Origin of the sequence: Collinsella aerofaciens (genome assembly GCF_028206795.1) — a bacterium.
Classification (GTDB): domain Bacteria; phylum Actinomycetota; class Coriobacteriia; order Coriobacteriales; family Coriobacteriaceae; genus Collinsella; species Collinsella aerofaciens_AX.
On the sequence record NZ_JAQLFJ010000002.1, the window covers coordinates 1 to 22,846 of the forward strand.

Annotated in this window: 24 protein-coding genes; 3 read left to right on the plus strand and 21 right to left on the minus strand. The window is 49.6% G+C overall.

All coding sequences use genetic code 11. The features are described 5' to 3' along the window. Window positions 1–923 precede the first annotated feature (923 nt). The 4 genes from PMX70_RS01085 to PMX70_RS01100 all read right to left on the minus strand — a co-directional run bounded on the left by PMX70_RS01085 (window position 924) and on the right by PMX70_RS01100 (window position 4,291). On the minus strand, window positions 924–1,058 hold the full coding sequence (locus PMX70_RS01085) for a hypothetical protein (protein ID WP_262348760.1): 135 nt from the start codon (window positions 1,056–1,058) through the stop codon (window positions 924–926). 300 nt (window positions 1,059–1,358) lie between these two features. After that, window positions 1,359–2,135, minus strand: coding sequence for a DUF1828 domain-containing protein (locus tag PMX70_RS01090; protein WP_055250181.1), 777 nt, complete (start codon window positions 2,133–2,135; stop codon window positions 1,359–1,361). 1 nt (window position 2,136) lies between these two features. Next, the gene (locus tag PMX70_RS01095; protein WP_124786174.1) at window positions 2,137–2,640 is read right to left on the minus strand and encodes a DUF6978 family protein; all 504 of its coding nucleotides are present in this window, start codon (window positions 2,638–2,640) and stop codon (window positions 2,137–2,139) included. Window positions 2,641–3,196: 556 nt separating this feature from the next. Beyond that, window positions 3,197–4,291: a hypothetical protein gene (locus PMX70_RS01100; protein ID WP_271742542.1), complete on the minus strand. Its 1,095-nt coding sequence runs from the start codon at window positions 4,289–4,291 to the stop codon at window positions 3,197–3,199. A gap of 1,114 nt (window positions 4,292–5,405) precedes the next feature. Here PMX70_RS01100 and PMX70_RS01105 point away from each other — a divergent pair. After that, window positions 5,406–5,891, plus strand: a complete 486-nt coding sequence (locus tag PMX70_RS01105; RefSeq protein WP_271742543.1) for a hypothetical protein — start codon at window positions 5,406–5,408, stop codon at window positions 5,889–5,891. A 458-nt stretch (window positions 5,892–6,349) separates the two neighbouring features. On the opposite strand, the gene PMX70_RS01110 is transcribed toward PMX70_RS01105, so the two are convergent. The 5 genes from PMX70_RS01110 to PMX70_RS01130 form a co-directional block, all read right to left on the minus strand. Beyond that, window positions 6,350–6,613: a hypothetical protein gene (locus PMX70_RS01110; RefSeq protein WP_271742544.1), complete on the minus strand. Its 264-nt coding sequence runs from the start codon at window positions 6,611–6,613 to the stop codon at window positions 6,350–6,352. Window positions 6,614–6,875: 262 nt separating this feature from the next. Then, window positions 6,876–7,694, minus strand: coding sequence for a DUF4393 domain-containing protein (locus PMX70_RS01115; protein WP_271742545.1), 819 nt, complete (start codon window positions 7,692–7,694; stop codon window positions 6,876–6,878). 67 nt (window positions 7,695–7,761) lie between these two features. Then, window positions 7,762–8,814: an AbiH family protein gene (locus PMX70_RS01120; RefSeq protein ID WP_271742546.1), complete on the minus strand. Its 1,053-nt coding sequence runs from the start codon at window positions 8,812–8,814 to the stop codon at window positions 7,762–7,764. A gap of 184 nt (window positions 8,815–8,998) precedes the next feature. Then, window positions 8,999–9,310, minus strand: a complete 312-nt coding sequence (locus PMX70_RS01125; RefSeq protein ID WP_271742547.1) for a hypothetical protein — start codon at window positions 9,308–9,310, stop codon at window positions 8,999–9,001. Window positions 9,311–9,352: 42 nt separating this feature from the next. Next, window positions 9,353–9,829, minus strand: coding sequence for a hypothetical protein (locus tag PMX70_RS01130; protein ID WP_271742548.1), 477 nt, complete (start codon window positions 9,827–9,829; stop codon window positions 9,353–9,355). A gap of 292 nt (window positions 9,830–10,121) precedes the next feature. Between PMX70_RS01130 and PMX70_RS01135 the strand changes: the two genes are divergently transcribed. Together PMX70_RS01135 and PMX70_RS01140 are read left to right on the plus strand one after the other, a co-directional pair. Then, complete coding sequence (locus PMX70_RS01135; RefSeq protein ID WP_271742549.1) at window positions 10,122–10,325, plus strand: hypothetical protein; 204 nt, start codon at window positions 10,122–10,124, stop codon at window positions 10,323–10,325. Further along, the gene (locus tag PMX70_RS01140; protein ID WP_271742550.1) at window positions 10,322–10,615 is read left to right on the plus strand and encodes a hypothetical protein; all 294 of its coding nucleotides are present in this window, start codon (window positions 10,322–10,324) and stop codon (window positions 10,613–10,615) included. The genes PMX70_RS01135 and PMX70_RS01140 overlap by 4 nt, the downstream gene beginning before the upstream one ends. 82 nt (window positions 10,616–10,697) lie before the next feature. Here the strand turns inward: PMX70_RS01140 and PMX70_RS01145 are convergent, their stop codons facing one another. The 12 genes from PMX70_RS01145 to PMX70_RS01200 all read right to left on the minus strand — a co-directional run bounded on the left by PMX70_RS01145 (window position 10,698) and on the right by PMX70_RS01200 (window position 22,834). After that, window positions 10,698–11,813 (minus strand): acyltransferase family protein, encoded by a 1,116-nt coding sequence (locus PMX70_RS01145; protein WP_271742551.1) that lies wholly within the window; start codon window positions 11,811–11,813, stop codon window positions 10,698–10,700. Further along, on the minus strand, window positions 11,813–12,343 hold the full coding sequence (locus tag PMX70_RS01150; RefSeq protein ID WP_271742552.1) for an acyltransferase: 531 nt from the start codon (window positions 12,341–12,343) through the stop codon (window positions 11,813–11,815). Before PMX70_RS01150 ends, PMX70_RS01145 begins: the two co-directional genes overlap by 1 nt. 115 nt (window positions 12,344–12,458) lie before the next feature. Further along, a complete protein-coding gene (locus tag PMX70_RS01155; protein ID WP_271742553.1) occupies window positions 12,459–13,778 on the minus strand; it encodes a lipopolysaccharide biosynthesis protein in 1,320 nt (439 codons plus the stop codon). Window positions 13,779–13,901: 123 nt separating this feature from the next. Continuing rightward, window positions 13,902–15,113 carry an ATP-grasp domain-containing protein gene (locus PMX70_RS01160; protein ID WP_271742554.1) on the minus strand — a complete coding sequence of 404 codons (1,212 nt, stop codon included), beginning with the start codon at window positions 15,111–15,113 and terminating at the stop codon, window positions 13,902–13,904. Further along, the gene (locus tag PMX70_RS01165; protein WP_271742555.1) at window positions 15,110–16,099 is read right to left on the minus strand and encodes a polysaccharide deacetylase family protein; all 990 of its coding nucleotides are present in this window, start codon (window positions 16,097–16,099) and stop codon (window positions 15,110–15,112) included. The genes PMX70_RS01160 and PMX70_RS01165 overlap by 4 nt, the downstream gene beginning before the upstream one ends. After that, window positions 16,071–17,258: a glycosyltransferase gene (locus tag PMX70_RS01170; protein WP_271742556.1), complete on the minus strand. Its 1,188-nt coding sequence runs from the start codon at window positions 17,256–17,258 to the stop codon at window positions 16,071–16,073. Before PMX70_RS01170 ends, PMX70_RS01165 begins: the two co-directional genes overlap by 29 nt. A 6-nt stretch (window positions 17,259–17,264) precedes the next feature. Next, window positions 17,265–18,464: a hypothetical protein gene (locus tag PMX70_RS01175; protein ID WP_271742557.1), complete on the minus strand. Its 1,200-nt coding sequence runs from the start codon at window positions 18,462–18,464 to the stop codon at window positions 17,265–17,267. A 53-nt stretch (window positions 18,465–18,517) separates the two neighbouring features. Then, the gene (locus PMX70_RS01180) at window positions 18,518–19,582 is read right to left on the minus strand and encodes a glycosyltransferase (RefSeq protein WP_271742558.1); all 1,065 of its coding nucleotides are present in this window, start codon (window positions 19,580–19,582) and stop codon (window positions 18,518–18,520) included. 19 nt (window positions 19,583–19,601) lie between these two features. After that, a complete protein-coding gene (locus tag PMX70_RS01185; protein ID WP_271742559.1) occupies window positions 19,602–20,282 on the minus strand; it encodes a DUF1919 domain-containing protein in 681 nt (226 codons plus the stop codon). Then, window positions 20,283–20,846, minus strand: coding sequence for an acyltransferase (locus tag PMX70_RS01190; RefSeq protein ID WP_271742560.1), 564 nt, complete (start codon window positions 20,844–20,846; stop codon window positions 20,283–20,285). Further along, entirely contained in the window at window positions 20,837–21,955 is a 1,119-nt protein-coding gene (locus tag PMX70_RS01195; RefSeq protein ID WP_271742561.1) for a glycosyltransferase, read from the minus strand. Before PMX70_RS01195 ends, PMX70_RS01190 begins: the two co-directional genes overlap by 10 nt. A 3-nt stretch (window positions 21,956–21,958) precedes the next feature. Next, on the minus strand, window positions 21,959–22,834 hold the full coding sequence (locus tag PMX70_RS01200) for an ATP-grasp fold amidoligase family protein (protein ID WP_271742562.1): 876 nt from the start codon (window positions 22,832–22,834) through the stop codon (window positions 21,959–21,961). Window positions 22,835–22,846: the final 12 nt, after the last annotated feature.

A 22,846-nucleotide genomic window follows, 5' to 3' on the forward strand; every position in this document is an offset into this window, starting at 1 on the left:
AGCAAGAAGGCGGAGGGCTAGAGCAAGGCGGGGCCGAGGCCGCCTCGATCAATTTGCGAAAGAATCTTGACGGTACCGGGAGTGGAACTCAAGACCCGGCGGCGGAATCAATACGCATGCAATCATGGGCGGGATCGCGCTCAACGCGGTCAAAGTCGACATATGCAAGGTCGACATACAGCGGCTCCCTGGGGCGGATCGCAGGTAAAAATAATTCACCGGGGACTAAGCTCAATATTGGCGGTACCATTTCACGGTACTTGGTGGTGCCTAAGCTAGAAAATTCAAAAAGTGTTTCAGCAATAATATGCTGCACCTAGAAACATTATTCCCGGAAAAAGCAGTGTAAAGGTAGCAGTAATCCAGTTGTTGTCGCCGGTTTTGAGAAGAGCTAAAGTTGTCGCGGTGGCAGTCTTGGGCTTGGACGACGTGGCCACCGTGGCCTGGTCGTTGTGATTGTCTTGGGCGCTGCGTTCGTGGGCTTCGCTACGAGGTCCGTCAACTACCAAGCACCGGGCTGCCCTGCAACATGACCGGCACCGCCAGCAGGCTAGCCCGCCCTGCCACCCACGCGCCGCATCCATCGGTCTCCACACAGCCGGTGGCGTGGCCACAACGGGTCCAATCACCACATACGCGGCCACGGCCCCCGGCAGCATCTACCCACCTCAGCACCAAAGACCCCGCCGGAAGGCACCACAAACCGCGCAGACACAAGCGAGCCGCCCGTGCGCGCAACGCTGCCATCGGCACCGGTCGTATCCAGCCACGAGGCATCGACGGTGCAACGTCCAACGCGAACGCCTGTGAAACGTTATCATGCACTGGGGGCTCGTCGCCGTCAGGGTCCCGGTACCGCGAAGTGCCTGGTTGCCCCACACTTCCATGTCGCATAGCGTGATGACCGCATCGGTCGCATGCGACTATATCACGGAGTTTTGCCCGGTAAACGTCAGCACCATGTCGCCATCTGCGCCGATGGCCTCAGCCACGTAGCCGTTAAACTCCAGGTGGTCAGCATCGGTCCAGGCCCATCCGGGGCCCGACACGCTCGGCACGTAGTATGCTTCCGGCAGGAAAAACGCGAATTACCCTCAGCTGCACAGGTTAAGTCGATACCGCTTGTAAATCAAGACGCCTTCAACCTAAGCAGTTGAAGGCGTCATCTTCGCGAGCATTATTTATATTGCATTGGTCGTGCTCTGCAACCAAGATCTTCGCGGTAGTCGTTCTTTTGATTTCATTGGTCGCGCCTTACGAACAAAAACTGAGTAAAGCATACAGACGAATGGAATGAGTAGCAAGGCATGCCTAATTGCCATTCATCAGCTTGCATGAGCATTTCAAAATTAAACCGCCTATGCAGCGAGCATGGGAACATAGGAGTCTTGATCGACGCCCCAAATGATTGGAGTAAGTCCGTAGTTTTTGCAAGCTTCGATAGACTCGGGGGAGACAACACCATCTTTAGTGTTGGTGGAGTTGAGAAAAACGACTCCTTCGCAATCGTTGCGTGCCGACTTAATGTCTTCCCATCCAAATAATGCATTTTGAATGCCTTGCTTACCAGGATTATTTACCGTTTTAATAAGGCGCATGGGTCTTCTCTTGTTTTTACCAATTGCATAGTCAAATTTAAACGAAAGTCCGGATCGGCCCTGGAAAGACGGGCCAGGAACATAAGGGATTTCATTATCAAGCAGCCAATTGCCGACATCTTCAGTGAAGAGGTTTCTCACACTGCTTTGAGATAACAAGAACATATCATCAACAGAGGCCATAGCCTGAAGAAGCATATTCATCTTCATAGGAAGGTCAGATCCGGAAGCCGTTATACACAGTTCGCCTTTTTCTTCCTTTACCGAAAAGCCAGAAAGAATCGAATTGAGCTTATCGATTCGCTGTCCTTTCATGGTGAATCCAGACAATTCAAGATCATTGATGGTTTCACCAAGATCAGAAATGACATAGCCGCCTGCTGGGTCATCACCCAGATAAACCCGCATGCAATCGTTGTTTCGATTGAGCATGGGGGTGGAGATGCAGACGCCATTACCTTGCTGGACCGGGACCATATTTGCCTCTACGAACTTGGCGTATGCGCTGATAAAGCCTCGAGCCTGATCTACGTTCATCTCACACCCCCAGAGATAGCTCTACTTTAAGCTTGTCTGTAATATTACAAGTTTCCTGAAATGACCAAAAGAGTGATGCAAAATCGTCGTTCAGAGGTTTCAGAATATTTTGACCTGGGATGCCACAAGCCCATTTGGCGCCGTATCCGTCTATATCAAAATGGACATGAGTACCAAGGACCAGCGATCCGTCTGGATTTCTGTGACGAAGGACCTCGGGATTATCACTATAATCAAGACGAATTAATGGACGATCCGATACGCGTGTCTGCATGGTGCTTTTTCTGTCAGCGGAAAGTCCAAGGATTAAGGAAGAACTTCTTTTATTCTCTGTAAGATCAAGATAAAACTTAAGGGCTTTATTCTCGTTAGCAACGAGTTCGATTAGCGTTTTACCTCCAGGCGTAGGCCATTGTTTGCGATATTGCATATCACGCACATCTTTGGCCATCAAGATGTATTCGCGAGCAGTTGGATTCAAGTCGTTCCAGCTGAAGATATTCACAGCAGTTCCAATCCTTATGGCTATTGCCCAGTAATCTCATCCTATGATAGATGCTCGCTGGGACAGATATTCGAAAATGTAGCGGAAGCGTTTCCCGCAGGGGCTTTCTTCGTTATGTGTGTATCACTTTGGCATAACAAAAGGTATCGATGCGCCGGCAGTTGCAAGGCTTGAACCCAGGAGTAAAAATTTCTCGGTCCCAAGAGCCTGCCCTCATTCGGGAACTGAACTAAATCCATCCCAAGCCAAACGATGCTTTGGTAGAAATTATATCATCATGAGCCTCGTGAATATCGTAGCGAGGTAGCACGCGTGAGATGGTGAATGATATGTCGGCAAGCGCAATCATGGCCAATTTTAACTAACTGACTGCATGAGATACAATCGCCGACTGTTGGTTGGCCTCTAATGGAGACAATTCCGGAAGTGCGGGATAAAACCGAGATCTGCTGACCAGCCCACGGTTTTACGCTTTCGCGACCTGTGGTTTTGTTGATAAATAGCGGGTTACGGTCGACAGGTTCTGCTTTCCCCGCACTTCCGAAAAATTAGTGTTTCAGCAGCGGCGTACGGCGACGAGCAGCACTGTCCCCAGCAGCAAAAGCGCCACGGACGCGGCGATCCAGCAGTTCTCGCCGGTCTTGGGGAGCGTGGCGGTTGTCGTGGTAGCCGTCTTGGGCTTAGTGGTCTTGGCGACCGTGGTCTTGGTTGCTGTCGTTTTTGTCTTGGTTGTCGCGGCCGCGGGTTTCAGTGCGGGATTTGCCGTGGGCCCTGTGGTGGGCTCTCCGGCAGCGGGGGTAGCATTGGCGGGAGACTTGTCCGTGCTATCACCCGGTACCTCGCCCCCATCGGTCTCCCCCGTTGACGGCGTGGCCACATCGGGCTCAACTACCACATGCGGTGCTACCGCACCGGAGGCATCCACCACGCTGCTAGCACCAAAAGCCCCACCGGCAGGCGTCACAAACCGTGCGGACACAAGCGACCCGCCCGTGCACGCAACGCCGCCGTCGGCACCGGCCGCATCAAGCCACGAGGCGTCGACGGAAAGCCGACAGCCGGCCGCACCATCGCCAAGGCCCGCATCCTGCAGATACACGCCGTAGGCGCGCACGCCCGCTCCGGACCCGGCGCCCGCGGCAATGACGCGTCCGCCGCCGCGCACGGCCATGTCGCCTGCGATCACGCCGGCGACCGCCTCGTCCGTGATATCGGCCCCGTCCGCCCGGGCGTCGACGGTGCAGCCGTCCACCACGAGCGCCTGCGAGGCGTGGATCCCGCACTGCGAGCCCGTCGCCGTCAGGGTCCCGGTACCGCGAAGCGTCAGGTTGCCCCACACCTCCATGCCGAACAGCGTGATGCCCGCATCGGGCGCATGTGACTCCGTCACGGAGTTTTGCCCGGCAAGCGTCAGCACCAGGTCGCCGTCGGCGCCGATGGCCTCGCCCGCGTAGCCGTTAAGCTCAAGGTGGTCGGCATCGGTCCAAGCCCAGCCGGGGCCCGACACGCCCGGCTCGCAGTACGTCGCGCCCGCGATGATGAGGCTCTCAGCGCCCGCGGCATAAGAAGGCCCGCCCAGCAAAACGCATAGGCAGGCCATGACAACAATCGCAATGTAATGACGGCTAGTGTGGGACTTGGCAGCAAACATACCTGCTCCGATCTTCGCAGGAGCCAATAGAATGTGCACCAGAAAATGCCCTGGTAGCAGCAGTTATTAGTTTAGTGAGATCAACCCGAAAACAAAGAAAATGCCCGTAAACAGTCCGAGGAATTAGGTGTAAATCGTTTTGCCAGTCGGTGAAAGGAAGGGGTAAATGAGATTCCACCAGACATGAATTGATGGTATTCCTTGCGGGCATTTCTTGTTCAACATACTGATATACAATATTGCTAAAGATATCGAATTTATGTTCGAAAATCACTAGCCCTTAATGGCGTCAACTATACCTTGTCAATTTTTTACGATTGGGGACTATTTGGAAGATATGAGCTTTGAAATTTCAATACCTTGTGATGATGATGGGTTTGTTCTGCTTCAATGCCCCCACTGCGGGGAACTGTTCAAACTCACTGTCAAAGACATAGAGTCCGACAGCATTTTTAACATTTATTGCCCTTCCTGTGGATTGACTGGCGATGGGTTTATCACTGAAGATGTTAGAGACCTGGCGCTTGCTAAAGCGGCGAACCTAGCGTTCGATGCAATCGCTCCGGAACTTCAGTCGTTCTCGAAAAGGAGCAAAGGATCTCTAATTCAGTTCAAAGTGAAGTCATCTAGCAATAGGGAGCCTGAACTGCCCATTCGAGCGTCTATTGAGGCTTTACAGATTGCAACGTGCCAAGATTGCCTGTGTCAAAGCAAGATTTCTCCAACTTTAATAATGTCTGCTTATACGTGCCCACTCTGTGGAATAGGACAGCTTAATGAACAATAGCAAGATTACATTGAAAAAGCTCCTCTATGAACACAATACAGAGGCGAATGCGCTGCTTCGCGCGAGCTATTCAGAACTTGAGACGGCTATTACTCGATATTTAAAGTTCATAGAAGATAGCCCCTTATAAAAGACTTTATCGAAGACGCCGTTGTTAATCACACCCCAGAGGGGTTTGATGCATCCGCTGTTGTTCAATCTGTTTCTAAAAACGTTTATTCGAAATTTGGTCCGTTTCCGCCTGATTATAAAGGAGAGACGGCTGTCGTTTATTTACTCCTTCACGCCTTGGTTGAAGAGCATGCATGCAACAGGGACTTGTTGCTCATGGGCTATTCGCATGGTTCAAAACGGTTCGATGATTGGACTAAGAACTTTTTGGAGGATGTTGCAAGGCGTCTTATTGCGGGGATTATTCGTATGCTCACGTTGGAAGGAATTGAAATGGGGCTAGATAGTAATGCATCGCAAATAAATTACTTTGGAAATAAAGGTGGTGCAGTCGCCGCTATGGCAACGGATAACGCGACGGTTACGGTTAGCCAAGCAGACGGCGAGCTTAAAGAAGAACTTGACAAGATTCTGAATGACCTTAAAAGCTCTGTTAGCAGTCTTGAAGTAGATTGCCGGCAAGACGCCTCGAATGCCGTTGAGGCAATGCAAGAGGCCTTGGCTGAGGAGAAGCCGAAGGCGTCAATCGTAAAGACGGTCATGGGTGCACTCAAAGATTTTAATGGTTGCGTCGCTTTCGCGAATAACGTCGCAGCACTTACGACGTTCATAGTCACCAATTATCCCGGTCTTCTTAATTAGACAGCCGATAAACGATTTGAAGATAAATTCTGGAAGTTGAAAAATGGGGTGTATCGGCGTATGCGCTGATACACCCCTGTCCGCTCGTTCGCGGACTCGTTGCTTCAGCGGTTGGCATCGATCACGTTGCAGTCGACCTTGAAGGGGTCCAGATCGTGGCTGGCCTAGCGACCGACATACAGAGTGGGCTCGTAGACCAACACGGGCACGGTGACTGGATGCAACTAAGCACAGGTTGCGGCTCAAGGCGCAGTTGGGTTCAACAATGCCGCAGTCGACATGTGAGAGTGCCCAATGGTTCTCCAACAAGGTGCAATAAATGGATGTACAGCATTGCTTGCTCAAAAAGCAATTAATGACTCTTGGTTTAAAAGTCTGCTCAAATAAGGTCGGATTGCTTTATTTACTAGTAGTAAAGCGGTCCGGCCTCAAAAATGTCAGCATTGGCAAGTTTGATGTTAGATGACTCTTTCGTTTTTATCCTTACTCTTGTTGATCCTTCTTAATTGATTCAGCAAGAATGTTTGCAGAGAAATTCTACATTTGTGGGTGGCGTAGCGACGGTCGCGGTCGGGGCGGGCGGCGACCCAGCCGAAGTCCTTCAGGCCGTGTCCCATGGCCTCGAGAATCAAGCGCAGGGCCGTTATGTTACTCATCTCCCCGTCGACGCCGATTAGGTGGTTCTCCCCCATGCGGCCCTTCGTAAGGATATTCCAGACCACAGAGCTGTGGTCCTCGGTGTAAATTCAGCCGCGGACATTCTCGCCGCTGCGGTAGAGCTTGAGGCGGACACAGCCGATGGCGTTCTTAGGCTCGAACGTCATCGGCTGTGTCCAACCGCACGCTTGATACAAATTAAATAATAGAACCACCCATTAGGTTCGTCCTCGATGAAATAAGCGAGACGGACTGTCATTGCCTTGAATAAACAGCGGTGCTGCTCACAAGAGCTAGTGTTGTTTTCGCAAATAGCTGCCCAGTACCTCAACTCTTTACATTTTGCGAAACACAAATCTTGATAAAATTCTGTCCTAAATCCGTAACTCTATAACTCCAGCGCCGAAAATCAAATCTTTTACCATCCTCGAGCTCAATTTTCGCCATCACATCGCGAATTGCCTCGCTGGATTCATATGCCTCGAACGCTGGCTTATCGGCTTCGGAGTAATAATCAAAACGCTTAAGAATTCCCAGCCGATCAAGATTCCCGAGGTACACTAAAGACTGCTCAGGATGCTCGCAGACAGTCAGGCAGCACTCGTTATAGCCTGAAACAATAGTCTTCCATTCGCTAGGCACGATTTCGTTAGAACGAACGATACGTAAATCAATAAGAGGAATAGAAATCGGGCCGTCAGTCCCTAAGCCAGCCATCGATCCCAAGAGCTTAGCCTCGTCAGGACTAATCTCTTTGAGTATCTGAACAAAGCTTGGGTGAACATATTCAGCTACACGATCGTCCATAGAGGAAAGCAAAAGATTAGCGTACATCTCTCGTAAATCCTCGCTGTCATAACAATATGAAAGTTGCTGAATTGCAGGCACGGCAATATGGGCAGGAGGCTCAGTGAGATGGTCCTCGGGAATCTCATCAACACGAGATCCCATTGCATCTATGGTGCGCGCGATGCTCTCTTCCCTGTTCACTACCCAACGGTCCCAAGACGAAAGCCAAATGGCAACCGTTCTTGGTAACAAACTGAGCATTTTGCCAACCGACTTAGCGGAGGGATGGACAAGATCGTCATAAGCTTTTTCAAGTACCGGAACCTCAGCAAGTTCCTTTACAGTGTCAATATTCACACCGACCTCCTTATTAATTGACATCAAGTATGCATTTAATCAAGTCTTATCGTACGAGCCGGTTGCGTTAGACGCCCAGCTTCAGAAGTGAATCGAATTTGAAAATCTTTGAAGATTCAACTGGAACAATATGTTTAATAGCGGTTTCTTTATCTGGCTCTTTAATTTCAGCAGCTTTCAAAAAAGAATCAATAAGATCTTTCCGCCGCGTTTGGAAACGTCGGAAAGAACCAGTCCTTCTGTCAGGAAGTTCATGATCAAAAATATAAAGACGAGTAGCGGAGGTAGTGATTCTCCTACCAACAATTTTCCAAATATAAGCGTCACTGAGGCCGAGGCTGCATCCATAAATACAGATAGCATTAGCGGAGCTCACAAGAGATGCCATCATTTGGCCTTTAGTGTTGCGCAATAAGCTGGCGTTTCGCTCGCTCTTAACCCATAGCTCAATAAAATCAGGATCCTCCGAGCATAAACTCGAAGAAATCTGAGACTGGTCAGAGACCCCAAATATTGGTGAATCACCGTTACCCGAACTATCAACAACCCCGTGCAAATGAAGAAGATGGTCAGGGTAAAAAGATATCACGGCAGCTCCGTTCGCAACGGAATCTAACTTCTCATCATGAATGGCTGAATTCCAAAGTGAATCAAAGGAGTTTGTATAGTTGAGCGAAATCGCAGAAACCCAAGCGTTCTCCGATGGAATAACCTCCGGAATTGCTTCAATCTGATCCAGGGCTTCAAGACGACGTGAAAACAGGCATAACGATTCCCTGAATTCATCAATAGCAGCAGGAGGAAACTCATTGGGCAAACGTCCCGCCTCTTGCGCTACGTACTCCAGAAGCTGGCGTTGAATATCTTCGAACGTTTCATGGAACAGGTCTACGTCATCCTCATAATACTGAGACACTTCACCTAATAGCCGCTCGAGATCAGACCAAAGATCCGACTGAGATTTTGGATCAAAAGTATCCAAACGCCTAACGAGCTCATCGCGATACTCGTTAGTTTCACCGGGTGCAAAATACTTATTAAGCAGAAAAGAACGATAACCAGTCTTCAAGCCAAGGTTTTTATCAAAGCCGTTGCCGATTATCCAAAGAACTTTAGACACAGAGATCCACCGATCGAATCCAAATAGATTACTTCCAAAAATAATATTAAAACGTAATTGGAACCTGGTATCCAACCAATTTGTAACTCATGAAATGCGGTATCTATGTAGTAATAATTATTTTGAAAAGGGATGAGGGTCTATCGGCGTTAGCCGATAGACCCTCATCCTCAACACAGTAAAATCAAAGAAAGGGAATGCGCGCCCAGCACAGGCCGTCCCCTCCCCTAGTCCCGCTTAAACAGATCCCTCGTGTATGCCCGTCCGCCACGCCCGCGAGCTCGTTGCTCCAGCGGTTTGCGACGATAACGTCGCGGCCGGCCTTGAAGACATCCTGGTCGTGGATCACCTCGGAGCCGAAGAACTCCGGCGCGTCCAGCGTGGGCTCGTAGACCACCACGGGCACGCCCTCGGCCTTCGCGCACTTCATGACACCTTGGATTGAGCTTGTGCGGAAGTTGCCGAAGCCGGTCTTTGTCAGGCAACACGCGCCCATGACCGGTTCTTTTTTGCCGTCGTAGACGCGACAACAAACTATTTACGCGTTCTGTTTAATCCGCTTGAACAGCTCCGTTTCCTCTAATTCAGACATAGCACATTGGCCTGTTTTGATCCGGCTCCAAAGCCAATCAAGCTCTTCTGCCGCTTTTCGGCCTAGCTCAACTTCATTGTCATCAAGAAGCTTATCGGTCTCAACGCAAGCAAAATCTGACGCAATAGAAAACGAAGTAATGAATGAGCTAACGGGAGAATACTCATGCGATGTATCAAGACTAGCGAGATGACAGATCTCCGCGAGTGGAACGTTGACTCCGCCAAGTTGACTCGCGTAATCACTCATATCTGAAAGGTACAGACCGCCCGACGGTCTAGCCGAATTGCTAAATGCATCAAGCATGCCGGTTATATGAATGGCAATTACTTTCTCTGAGAATAGTGCAGTGAATAAAACAGCAGTTGCCTCATATAACGTTAACTTATCTAGCTCATCAAGAATGTCTTCGATGTTAGACAAATCAATATAGTGCACGTTTGAAACATTATATGTTGCCTCCTTCAACTGAGGAAATGTTGACTAAGTCGCATTCACCCAATTGCGGTAATAATCCGTCTCAATGTAATGCTCAACAAAATCGTTTCCCAAACAATTCCCAATAAAGCTCTGGCTGAATTCGGGCGTTATGCAATCTGGGGATCTATACTCACATTGGGGGTCGCTTCTTAATATGGGGAATGGGTCGGCTGCAAGGCGGAAGATCGCACAAGCCTTTACGACCGCCTTGAAATACTCAGCGTAATCTTCGCGAATGCGATCTGCGCTTTCGGGGGCGGTTGACGAGACCTACATCTATGACACCGACCTCTCCAAGGGCTACGGGCAGGCCCGCAAGCGCGGCCTATCCCGCCAGAAGCTCTGCATCTGCGTGGCAATCGACATCCACAAGAATCCCGTCGCGGTCGTCTGCAGCCACAGGAAGCCCAGCTTGGCGCGCGTGAGGAAGGCCATGTGAGCTGGATGTCGCCCGGGTCGCCGCTCATCCACGACCTAGAGAGGGCGCACAATGCGTTGGTCAGGGACGACGGGCTCGAGAGCGAGGCGCACAGGACCGACATCAACGACCCGGTCGACCTGGAGTGGATAGAGGTGGCAAACAATCTGTGCTCCAGGCTCAAGTGCTACCTGTGGCGCTTCACGGGGATGTTGCTGCAGAACATCCAGGCGCGCGACAGATGGGACCAGATCGCAAGGGTGGTGCGCCATTACCTGATAGCCGACAGGACTTACCCTAGATTGAGATAGATGCGATACCACACTTTATCTAAACTGTTTGATTAAATTATTGGACGTAAGCAGATAAGGTCTTTCTAATCTATTCCCTTCCCTAAATCCCAAAAATGCGTTTTGTCAAAGGCGATTTCTTTGAAAGCTGGATGACTACGGCAGAAAGTAGTGCAGAACCTCCGAGCGAAAAGAAATAAAGCAGGAGTCGATCTGCATTATTCGCATGAATGTCAGGATTGACGCCGCCACATATTCCGTAAACGAATACGACGGCGAACATCATATGAACTAGATAGATTATCGTGCTCGCGTTACGCATACCAACATGGGGAAGGAGGTCGGGGCCGCAGCGTTTAATCGAAAGCAAAAACAAGCAGGTACCGGCGCAAGCGCAAAACGGCAGGTGTGCATTTGCATTTATGAAAATGCACCCTACTACGCCAAAGATAAGGCCGATAAGAAGATAAACGAACGGCATCGCTTCGAAACGCTCATGCTTTGTGCCGAAAAATGCGCCCAATGCAACGTAAAAGAAGCCTTCAAATAACCCATTGCGAGTGTTAACGAATAGTTTCTCGTAAATACCCACTGGAATCGCAATCGCCCTCGGCGCATCGCTCCACTCAGCAACTACCATGATGAAATAACCAGCCAACAGAAAGAGGAAGGATAGCCCAACGACCCGCTTCAGGGCCACACCGCTCCGCAGGCAGCAATACATCAAGGCAAAAGCAACGAATCCCGCCAGTAAATACCATAAAGGCCACGAGCAGAAGTTCTCTCCCACAAACAGCGTTTGACGAACAAACGCTAGAAGCCCATGCAGCAAGTCCTTTCCATACAGCAAATCACCAAAGATGGTTATAGGTAGATAAAGTACCGTCCAGATGAGATAAAGCTCAAGAAGTTTATAGGCGGTCTTGCGAACCCTAATTGAGGCGCAGGATGAAGAATCTGAAAAATCAGCCTCGCTTAGGCCTCGAAAGCAGAGAAAAGCCGAAGCGATAAAAAAGAATGGCACCGCGACCACGTCTATACCTTCGACGATCCTCTCGGGAATATCCAGAGCCTCCAATGGCCGCGTATGAATCTCAACAACAAGAAATGCCATTAACAGTTTTGCAGTATCTAAATCGGGATAATTGACCTTTGTTGATGACTCATGAAGGGGAGCCGTTTCGTCCCTCTCTGAATGAATCATCGCAGCTGCGCCCATTAACGTATCAACCCCTCTTCGCAGTAACGCTTCACGACAGCCCGCTTCTTGTCAAACCTAAGATTCTTAGTAGGAAGAAAGTCTTCCCTATTTTTCTCCATGTACTCTTCAACTGTCTCAATAACCCGCGCGGGAACACCCACTGCCACAGAGTCATCAGGAATATCGTGTGTAACGATAGCGCCTGCTCCAATGATGCAGTTCTTGCCTATAGTTACGCCTGGCATGATAAGAGAATTCATTCCGATGTGACAATTATCGCCAATCTTTACCTTGCCGAATCGATCCATATCCATTAACTCAGGATATTTACGGCGGAGCACCCAGACACCTCCGTCATGAGTGGTGATGTTAACACCTCTCGTTATACGAACGTTGTTGCCAATCTCAACAAGGTACGGCTCAGAGCCAAAATTGTATCCGTTGAGTATTTCGCATCCTTCTCCGATAACCAATCCACGCTCGCGGAGTTTTTTAAGTTTCTTCTCCCCCGGCATTAACTTCCAGACAACGGTCGAAATAATTGACATTTGGTATCACTCCAATCTTATTTCGACATTTATTAAAGCGAGGCGATATCTTCATTATTCAGCATGGTTTTAGTGTGCGGCCGTCGAAGATAAATAACCCTAGAATGCGAATGCGCTAAGGCAGAACTACTCTCTTGATGTAAATGGTCTTGAGACAAATTGCTAGCGCATACTGCATGCACATAGCAAGTGGAATCGCCATGACCCCCATTACGGATAAGAGGAAATAACAGGCGAGGAGGTATGTAACATTGGCCAGAAGGGTTATTCCGGTCGACTGTTTAGAAAGTCCATAAGCGGTGAAACATGGGTGAAGAGCCGTAAATACGATACCGACCTCTGTAAGGGCCGTAAGGGCCGCAAAGAGGTACCAATACCTCCCGTACAGCGGGTCCATAAAATAGCCGAGCGCTGGCGGTACGACAATAATAGCCAAAAATGCAAACGGCGTAACCACCTTGATAAAGATTCGCTCGATTCTCTTAACCACACTGTAAGCCTGCTCGTTCTTGCCTTTCGCAATTAACTCGGCCAATTGTGGCATGATAGCTTGCTGCACAGGAGTGGACAGAAGGGTAAAGGCCGTAAGCAGCTGCTTAAAGAACTTAAATACGCCGACGACCTCGCTTGACAGCATTGAGAGGAAGAAGACATCGAAGTATTGAATGGGCGCATCCGCAGTTCCAGCGAGATTCGACCAGAGCGTGAAGGAGAGGAAGCCCGAAGGAAGATCATGTTGTTTAGCGGCAACTACTTTTTTGAGCCCGATGCGCTTACTTACAACAGCAAGAGCCAGAACGAAGAGCGCAACTCCCTTGATGATGTCAACGGCACAGTAGACGCATGCAACCGCTACGACGTTTGGCCCGTACAAATAAAGGGTTGATGCGACTAGCGCAAGCTTCATCGCTGCAATAGAAACAGCGTAAATGGCAACGTAGTTGAACTTATCAAAAAGCCTCAGCACGCCTGTGGGCGTCCCTTCGATGTGAACAATGATCTCGAAACAAAATATCGTAGCGGCGGTAGTGGAAACAGCATCCCATCCGAGCAGACTGGAAACATAAGGAACGATGGCAAAGGAGACAGCACAACCAACAATGGCAGAACAGACATCAACAAAAAAGCCCGCTTTGATAGTTGCCGCGAGCCCATCGTCATCATGCCGCTCCATGCAAATAGAGCCGTAACGAATAACTCCTTGCCAAGACTGAAAGTTGAGAAATGCGTCCACGGCCTGCATGAAAGTCTGGCCGATCATCAGGGAACCGTAACCCGCGGCTCCGAGAATACCAGCGGAAGCAAAGGCAGTAACCATATTGAGGGCCGATGCACCGCCTTGCCCAACGACAATGGTGGAGACGTTCTTGGCAAGCTTAAGCCAAAACTCGTTTCCCTTGAGCCTTTGTATCAACGATTTTATTTTATCGCCCATCAGCGTCCTTCCTAAACAGTGTAATAGAGGTCAATACAGCAGACTGGTCATTAAACACACAACGCTGCATGCGGCCCTTTAATAAACAATGCAAATTGATCGTCTGGCAATATCATCTGCTGGCTATACTTTTATCCCCGCGAGTCGTCTAAACTTGTTAGTCACGGTATTCCAGATAAATACTCTTAATGGACCGTTGTCGCCCGTAAATATCAAGTTCTTACCGCCGGCTTCCCTTAAGGCCTTAATCCATTCGAAAGCGCTGGTGCCCGTATCCCTCATATAGCGAAAATAGCTTGTCTCATAAATAACGCGATATGACTTTTCAGGATATTCGCATACAAATCCACTAGGAAGGCCAAGGCACTCTTTAGCCCATATAGACGGGAGATACAAGCCTTCGTAAAACGTGAATGCAGCGATGCCGCTCTGCCTAAAATTGATCTCGTTTAATAACACCCGATCCGGGGTTTTAAAGAATTCAATGTCGCAGAGTCCTCGATATCCCTCTTCAGCCAGTGTACTCAACACCCTATGAATCACTTGAAGAACCGAGGGATCAGTTTCGAGACGTCCAGAAGCGATACTGCCCCTTCCCTCGGGATAAACGACTTCCTTTGCATAGGCTCTCCATGCCAATGACCCGTCAAGCCGGATAAGACCAACACAAGTTACCTCGTATTCATAGCCGATAAGTTCCTGGACTAAAACGCGCTTATATCCGGCATTTGAGAAGGCGCTAACAGCATCAGCATACTCTGCCGGGTTTCGGCAGATTCTGATATCCGATTTCTGACCCTCGGCGCTGACGGCAGGTTTAATTATGACGGGAAGCGCCAAGGGGCTGTGGGGACCCGAGGCAGCCAAATCAATCTCGATGCCCTTGGCAACGGGAATTCCACGTGCGGCCGCCCACTGTGATTGGGCGTGCTTGTCCATAAGGTCACAGATTCGCCATTCATCCCCTAAAAAACCGCTTGTCTTTACGCCAAGCGACCTGAAGCGCTCGTCAATAACGAGTGCGGATAAGTCAGAAGATGGCATGAGAAGACAGTCGGCAGGATCCGAATCCCCCAACCAAGCCTTGATCGCTTTGTGGATGGAGTCGTAGCTCCCCTCGGCATAAATAGGAACGGGCGCATACTTAGAAGCGAAAACGGAAGATTTTCCGCACGACTTTCCGCTATGTATTAACAAATCGAAGTCGATACCGGCAAGTCCCAACGCTCTAACGGAAGCAAGGGTGTTCTCGTGGTCTCCGCCGATAACGAGTACTCTGGAATTATTTAGAATCGAAGCGCTTGAACAGCTAGCAGGCTTAATCGTTTTCTTCACTTTGCAAGCCCTCTCTCGAACGCCTTTTCGCTCGCCTTCAGCTTTTCCCCTCGACAACTGAAAAAATCCATTGCAAATGCCGTCATGCCTTGACCTTCGAAACCGAGTTTTGCCGCAACGGCAAAAGTCCTGTCGATAACCCGATACAATTTTTCTATGGAGCTCTCATCGGGAAAATTAGGACTACCTCCCGGCATTAGCTCTGAGGAATGGATCATGAACATCGCGTAGGCGTCATTTTTTTTGGAAACGTCTCTCAGAAGCGAAGTTAAAGAACTCGCCGAAGGGTTCATAGAAGGCCTCAGCCACTGCCATTGTCCCATCACAAGCCGCTTGCCCTGTCGGAGAACGTCGTGTGGCTCGTGCACAGCATCGAGGGCAAATCTATTGGTTCGTCGGATGGTCATAGGTACCTCGAGCAAACCTGGGCGGAGCTCATAGGGCAACTCATCCGACATCGAATAGTCTGAACCCGGAATACCACTCTGACCGAGAGCCCCCTCCCAACTCATGTGAGGGGTCACGGAGCAATCGACAACAAAACCACGCTCGGCCAAAAGGGCGATGTAGCGCTCGTCAAGAGCCCATCTCCCTGACCTATGGGAAGTAATCGGCGCCTCAAAGTTGCTTTGCAGAGCATCGAGAAGAGCGTCTATTTTTGAGGCCATCTGACTCTCGGTGTATTCGATGAGGTATGCGCGCTGGTCAGTAACGGTCTCAAGCGGAAACTCCGGGGGATTGTTCCATGCGTGAAGATGCATGCCAATCTCGCACAACCCGGCATCATTCTTTGGCTTCATGTATTGAACGAAACGTTCGTCATTGCACATCTCCCAATTCGTAAGCCAGGTTGGGATAAACCCATATCGCTCGCAGAGCTCCTGAAACCTTGGAAGATACAAGGTGTTTTCAGTAGATATTCCACGAGAAACATCCCACTGGTTATCGGCTTCAGTGTCAATCGTGATAAGGAGCTTCTTGCTCATCAATCGCACCTTCCAATATTGAAAGAAATGTGTCCGCCTGAGTACTTACTAGAAAATCACGCGCTGTTTCAACGGCTCGATCCCCCATGCGACAGCGAAGCGCCGCATCGTTTATTAAGCCCATAGTCTTATCAACAAGACCTACCGGGGATCCGTTGGGAACGATGTATCCGTCAAACCCATCCGTAATAATCGAACGAGGGCCATCGTTATCAAATGCTACGCAGGGAACGCCGTGAGACATACCCTCTAAGATAGATAGTCCGAAACCTTCCCAGCGGGATGGCGAGATGAGCACACTTGCGTGCACGTAATAATCGTCTGGGTTTGATACAAAGCCTTCAAATATCATTTGAAAAGGAAGCTCGGCATCGGAAACCCAGCGCTCAAGTTCACTACGGTAGGGACCATCTCCGACGACTTCAAATAGTCCTTCAAACCCCGACTCGGCAAGCCCACTGGCAATAGCGGGCAAATAGTCCGCTCCCTTCGAGCCGGAATCGAGGCGACCGCAATACAGGACACAATTCTCAGCCTTGCTTCTTAAGCCAAGATCAGTAATAGAGTTGGGAAGAACGAACGCCGAGCATCCCAATTCTCTTTCATATACCTTTCGGCTCTCGTCAGTTAGAACGAAGTTGACGGAACAGTGCTCAATCGCATCTCTATACAGTTCTGTGAGTCCATAATAGCCTCTGCCCTTCTGGCGAAAATATCCATCATAGGTGCTATGCTGCCAACCGCACACCTTTGCCTCAAATCCGTCACACATATAAACTGCAAATATCGTATGCAAAGGATCGCAACCAACAACGAAGTCGAAATGCCCATCAGCAAGGCGAGAGCGCATTAAGTTAAACTCTTTACCAGTTAGAATCGATTCGGGAAATCGCCCGTTATGAATTCGGGGACGAGGAAATCCAGTATGTTGTCTCACTTTTGAAACACATCTAGAAATTATCGAACGCTTGCCAGTCGGCTCAACCTCGAGAATCTGTACCCTATTGGAAAGACCATAAGGGTTGGCATTTAGATTAGGTCCATCCATAAGCACTGCAATGTGCTCACCACGATTAGCAAGCTCATTTGCAAGCAGAACAACGGCCCTCTGAACACCTCCGAGCGTTTCAAGCGACTGGCACAGAAAACAGATTCTCATGTCAGACTACTCATCACCTTTAAGTTCGGACCGCTTTTTATATTCTATAAATTGCGATACACATAGAAACATCCATGTGATCAAGACACACCGAAGCATTCCATCTTGAGCTACGCAAATTGAAGAGTAAGTATTGACGTGAAAAAAATACAATGCGAGAAGTAGTGCCGAGACAGTTCCGGTTTTGCGGAAAACATAGATGACAGGCAGAATAAACAATACGATGCCCAAAAGAGCTGAGAACGCAATCCCATACATAAATGCAAACCTGAGTAGAGGATACTCGAGGGCAACCACCAAGGAGGCCCTTACATAAGAGGTATAGCCAGTATCAAAAGGATGGCCCTGAAACCAATCGTAACGAATAATTCCAGCCCTCGTCATCTCTACAAGCTTGGTATTTCTTGAGGAAGTAATGTCGCCCGCCGCGATTCCCATTACGACACGGTCAATCAGCGTGTCAAAAATTCCGAATGCATACAGCAGCAACATTCCAAATACGATTACAACGATATATCTAATATTCTCAGTGCTCGAAAAAGAAATCAGGATCATCGACAGCAACACAACGGCAGCCGAACGGCTTCCTGTTAATACAACAATAAAAACGGCAATTAATGTAACTAGGATTTGATTATTATCCAGATCCATTGCCTTAGATGCAAAAATGTTCAGGGCAAAATAAGCGAGCGCAATCTCAGCCGTCAAAAGACTATGGCCCATATAAGAAACCAATCGACTCGAAGAGGTCAACCATTCAAGCCCCTCAGTCCCATAAAAAGAACCAATAGTCCTTGAAACGGCATATCCAGTCACCAGATCAAGCGCCGCGCATGCAGCAATAACTGCAACAGAAAAGTTAATGCTTTTCAAAAAGCCCTTAAACAGGCTGGGAAAGATGGTTTCCGGAACAACCACAAGCAGAATGAGGAGCGGTGCCCACTCAGCAATATAAACCGAAATTGGCGCGCCGGACACATGGAGCAACACTCCGCAAGCAGCGACTAAAGTTAGTTTGACAAGCGATATTGTTCTTGATATAGCGTATTTATGTCTCAACATATAGAGTAGCAGCCAGAAAATAGCGAATATAGCCAAAGGGTTTAAAGCCCAAATAGCTTCTGAGCCAGGAATAAGCTTGTACCTAAGCAGATAAGGAGTTAAAAAAAGCGAAGCGCCAAGAAGATTGCCGACTCGACGCCCCATTGTTTTATCTTGAAAACTAGGTCTAGTATTCTCTTGTGAGTTAAATAGAACACTCATTGAGCAACAACTCGAATCCACTCATCAGCAATCTCACCAACAGCAAGCTTTTTACGCACGTTAGCTGCCGCAGTACCGAGTTTCTCGGCAAGCCCATTCTCATCAGCAATGCGTTCCATCGCTGCCTCTAGCTCATTTTCGCTTCCGACGGGAACCAAAAGTCCGTTTTCTCCATCACGAATCACCATGCGCGCACCGCCGCAGGGGCAATCGGTGCAAATCACCGGCATGCCTATGGCCATTGCTTCAAGCATGGAATTTGAGAGACCTTCGTAGTCGCTGGGAAGTACAAACATTCCTGCGTCACGAACATAGTTATGAACATCCTGGAGACCATGATTGATAACGATCTTATCCTTAATCCCAAGATCACTTGCCAAGGACATAAGAGAGTTCCGCTCGGAGCCATCACCGTAAATTTCAAGCGTCCAATCGCTGTGGATTTGCAAAAAGATTGCGAAGGCGCGTAAGAGCATCTCTAGGTTTTTCTGCTTATTCAATCGGCAGAAGCACACCACGGTATTTCTGCGCTTGCCAACAAAGGGTATCGGTAGACCCTCTTTAACAGGATTAAGAATTACTGTCTTTTTGACCTTATCTGAGAAGTACGCAGCCGCTTCATCGGTTTGGCACACAAGCATATCCGCATGTCTATACAGGCGTTCGCGTAGCCAATCGGTCTTTTTACCGCTCCCCACCCGGGCGGGATCGTTGCGCTCGCTAATTACTAAACGATTAGGAAGGCCCGCAAGGGCAATCACGGCCTGCATATTCACAAAGTACTCAAATGCGATAATACAGGCGCTAGAGTTACGTTTCGCGACGGCACGAAGCCAGGCAATGCGACGCCCCTTGGTAGCAGTGTCTGAGCCCTGAGGGCCATATTCCTTCTGGATACCGTCTGCCAATGCGTACTCACCGTCGAAGTCGTTGTAGACGGCGATACCCACGCGCTTGCCGCGGGCATTGAACTCTGCGGCAAGCACACATATCACGCGCGCCGCACCCCCGTTTGCAAGTGCGTTGCTCACAAATATGATGTCTCGGTTCTCTAGAGTCACGTTTCCCCTTATTATCCTATCAAGCTCCGAAGCAGCTGTTTATATACTCAGTCACGTTGAACGATCGGTTCGCACCGAAGGGCTCCCACGACGCCAAGATGAATTCGCTGTTCTTCGGGCAGTGGATACGCTTGCAGCATTTCAAATCAGGGTGTTCCTTGGCCGCAAATATGAGCTTATGCTCAAGTGGAAGCGCGTCAAATGCCTTCAAGTCCTCTTCGGTGGCCCCATTCTGGTCGTTCAGTTTGAAGATCAGCCGGTCGTGATTGACACGTCTCACGCGGCTCTCCCACTTGCGGCGGGCAGTCTCCTCGTCATGGTGGTGCAGCATGTGAAGCTCCACGTCTCCAATGCGCCCGATTAGGTACGTCCCCCAGTTGTCATTGGCACTGAGGGGGTCCTTCCACTTGGACTCATCGGCTGAGATGAACTTAAGCGGTTCGGCTAGGTAGCGGTCAAGGTCCGCACAGAACCGCACGAAGTCGCTCGGCATGATGAACATTCCTACTGTGGGAGTGTCCTTTCGCATGCCGTAACTCTCATATATTGTGCCACCCCAGCAGTTGTTCGAGATGATGGTGAACCCGTCCACCTCAAGCCTCCTTGCGCGGACCCTGCAGGTCCTGGGTAGCCATAGCCCGTTGCGTATCTTGAGTCGAATGGTTTCGCGTTTGAGTTTCTTGAGCTTTTGCAGGATCATCTAAGCCACTGCTTTCGCGAGTGATACGACGTACGATCCGTACTGGCATCCCCGCATACACGCCCGATTCCGACAGAGAGTGCGTAACGACGACCCCCCGACACATATTTTGTCTGCAAGGGAAACGCCCTTTGTAATAAGCACGTTAGCCCCTAGCCAACAGCGCTCGCCTATTACCACGGGCGCGCTAATCAAATCGCCGTGCACGCCCTCCGCGTCGAACACGTGGTCGTGGTCGAACACACACGCATTCGGCCCGAGCATGGTTTGAGCGCCGATGTTCAAGTCTTCGGCAGCGACTATCCTGCAGTTGGTGTTGAGATAGCATCCCTCACCGATACTCATATGGGCGTCCGAGCAAACCTGCAGGCGGCAGCGGTCATCGATGTACACGCCGGATCCGAACTCCATAACTCCTCCAAGTTCCACATCAAGCCTGACTTTCCGACCAAGATATACGGGCTTGCCACCGCTCGGCAGTCGCAGCTTGTAACCCAGCCGCATCTTTGCACTCGCAACGCGCAGCGCGCTTGCAGACCATTTAATAAGCTTGCCTATTTGCATCTCCCTACTCCCTCAAAGTACAAACGACGGAGCATCGTGGCATTTTCATTTATGTCGTAGCCGGCGGACTTCGCGCGCTTGCGCGCAGAAAAACTTTCGTCCATGCGGTTGATATTCGTCATAGAATGTTCAACAGTATCCGCCCAGTCATTTACGTCAGCCTCGAGCGAAACTTGAGACACGAGCGCCGTTATTGCGCACTCGTCGGTAATGGCGTCTGACATAACCACGGGAAGCCCGTTGAGCTGCCACTCCAGTACAACATTCGGAAACCCTTCGTACAGCGAAGGGAACACCATGCAGTCAAGTCCGTTGAGCAGTCTTGGCACATCGTCACGACGCCCCAGGAAACGAACCGCCTCAGCGACACCGAGTTCCTCAGTCTTCTCCTTAATCTCGGGTATCAAGTGACCCTCTCCTATAAGGAATAGCCGCCTTGCAGAATTACGCCGATAAAGCTCCGCAAATACCTCGACGAGCTTGACATGATTCTTCTGCTCATTAAATCCGCCTACGTGCCCGAAGGCTGTCTCACTTTCGGTGAGTCCCAACTCCTCTCGTACGGCTTTTCTGGCTTGTGGGTTAAAAGCGTACGCAGGTAATTTTTTTCCGTTAGGGATGACAGTAAATGGACGATTGCCGAAGAGCCATTTACCCGCATCTCGCCCACAGGCATATCTGTCCGTTAGACTTGATTGGAAAAGTGGATTCAAAAGAAAGTTAGCAATCTTATGGGAGCACGTCGTGTTGTGCGAATGCGCGATGCGCATCTCTACACCATTCGTCGATGCCTGGAAGAGCTCTATCGCAGCAAGCGCGCTGCTGCAACACACATGGACGACCTCGAAGTGTCTGCTTGTTAGCAGACACCTGAGAGCTCGAGAATAGGCAGTTAAATTGTGTTGACGAGACGGAAGCGTCACAACCTCGACCCCCGCCGCCTCAACGTCCTCGATAACGCCACGTTCTGCGTCGTCGTATGCAACAGTTGCGACCGATAGACCATCTAAGTCCATTGCTCCAAACGTCGCAACAAGCCATGCTGTGATTCCGTCTTTCAGAAGACCGTTGGTCGAAATGACCAAGACATTAATACAGTCATTGGCCATCTCCTAGCACCTAACTTCAGGGAGCTTAATCCATGATCCCAACCTCTCGTCCCACTCGGGCTGGTCGAAAGGTCCGAAACCGCTGTTGTCAAAGAAGGTGTACTCACCGAAATACATCTTACCGTTGACCTCATAGAAGTCGATCCTGATATGCGCCAATCCTGCGGACAACTTCTTGGCGGCAGCGACCATCTGGTCGAAAGTCTCCGGCTTCTTGATTTCAAAATCGGCGTTCGGATAGTGCTGCGTAATAGGAAGGTGCCTAAAGTTCAAATCGTAAAAGTCAATTCTTGTGTCCCCAGCAGCCCTTCCGGTCACGACGAACATCATCTTCGGCTCACCGTCAAAACAGTAAAACTTGTAATCTCTTAGTTCGCCGCATGCGGTGTCCTCAAGGTAAGACTCTGCAAGAATGCGAGGCCTTACGTTCTTATATGGCCACTCCCTACCTATGTAATAGAAATTACAACGCATTGCCGACATGATCTTATTGCGCGCGGCAGAGACATCAAGCTTGGTCTTGTCCTTGACAATGACAAGACCTTCCGAGTCGTGACTGCATTTCAGTACAAAACGTTCAGGAAGCGAGTCAAAGTCGATATCATCGAAAGAGTCCCACACTCCTAGTGTCGGAATTATATGCTCTTCACCAATGATCGACGACGCGAGCTTCTTCGCCTCCACCTTGTCCACCATGTCGGTGTAGCGGGGATCACGATCGTGCAGCTTGAGCCACTGCAGTTTCTCGTTATAGGTCTTGGGGTTCTTCAAATTGCAAGGTTTATGCATTCGAAGCACATAATACAGTTTGATGTACGCCTCGTCGGGAAGCCACCTCAAGCTATACTTCGCCTGTTTTACCAAGATCTTCTTGTCCAAAATATCTCTCTT

Coding starts and splice junctions, on each gene's coding strand:
- PMX70_RS01105 (WP_271742543.1), top strand. CDS start 5,406: ATGGGCTATTCGCATGGTTCAAAACGGTTCGATGATTGGACTAAGAAC.
- PMX70_RS01090 (WP_055250181.1), bottom strand. CDS start 2,135: ATGAACGTAGATCAGGCTCGAGGCTTTATCAGCGCATACGCCAAGTTC.
- PMX70_RS01150 (WP_271742552.1), bottom strand. CDS start 12,343: ATGTCAATTATTTCGACCGTTGTCTGGAAGTTAATGCCGGGGGAGAAG.
- PMX70_RS01125 (WP_271742547.1), bottom strand. CDS start 9,310: ATGGGCGCGTGTTGCCTGACAAAGACCGGCTTCGGCAACTTCCGCACA.
- PMX70_RS01135 (WP_271742549.1), top strand. CDS start 10,122: ATGCGATCTGCGCTTTCGGGGGCGGTTGACGAGACCTACATCTATGAC.
- PMX70_RS01195 (WP_271742561.1), bottom strand. CDS start 21,955: ATGGCCAATGACTGTATTAATGTCTTGGTCATTTCGACCAACGGTCTT.
- PMX70_RS01145 (WP_271742551.1), bottom strand. CDS start 11,813: ATGGGCGCAGCTGCGATGATTCATTCAGAGAGGGACGAAACGGCTCCC.
- PMX70_RS01170 (WP_271742556.1), bottom strand. CDS start 17,258: ATGAGAATCTGTTTTCTGTGCCAGTCGCTTGAAACGCTCGGAGGTGTT.
- PMX70_RS01175 (WP_271742557.1), bottom strand. CDS start 18,464: ATGGGGCGTCGAGTCGGCAATCTTCTTGGCGCTTCGCTTTTTTTAACT.
- PMX70_RS01185 (WP_271742559.1), bottom strand. CDS start 20,282: ATGATCCTGCAAAAGCTCAAGAAACTCAAACGCGAAACCATTCGACTC.
- PMX70_RS01190 (WP_271742560.1), bottom strand. CDS start 20,846: ATGCAAATAGGCAAGCTTATTAAATGGTCTGCAAGCGCGCTGCGCGTT.
- PMX70_RS01155 (WP_271742553.1), bottom strand. CDS start 13,778: ATGGGCGATAAAATAAAATCGTTGATACAAAGGCTCAAGGGAAACGAG.
- PMX70_RS01165 (WP_271742555.1), bottom strand. CDS start 16,099: ATGAGCAAGAAGCTCCTTATCACGATTGACACTGAAGCCGATAACCAG.
- PMX70_RS01100 (WP_271742542.1), bottom strand. CDS start 4,291: ATGTTTGCTGCCAAGTCCCACACTAGCCGTCATTACATTGCGATTGTT.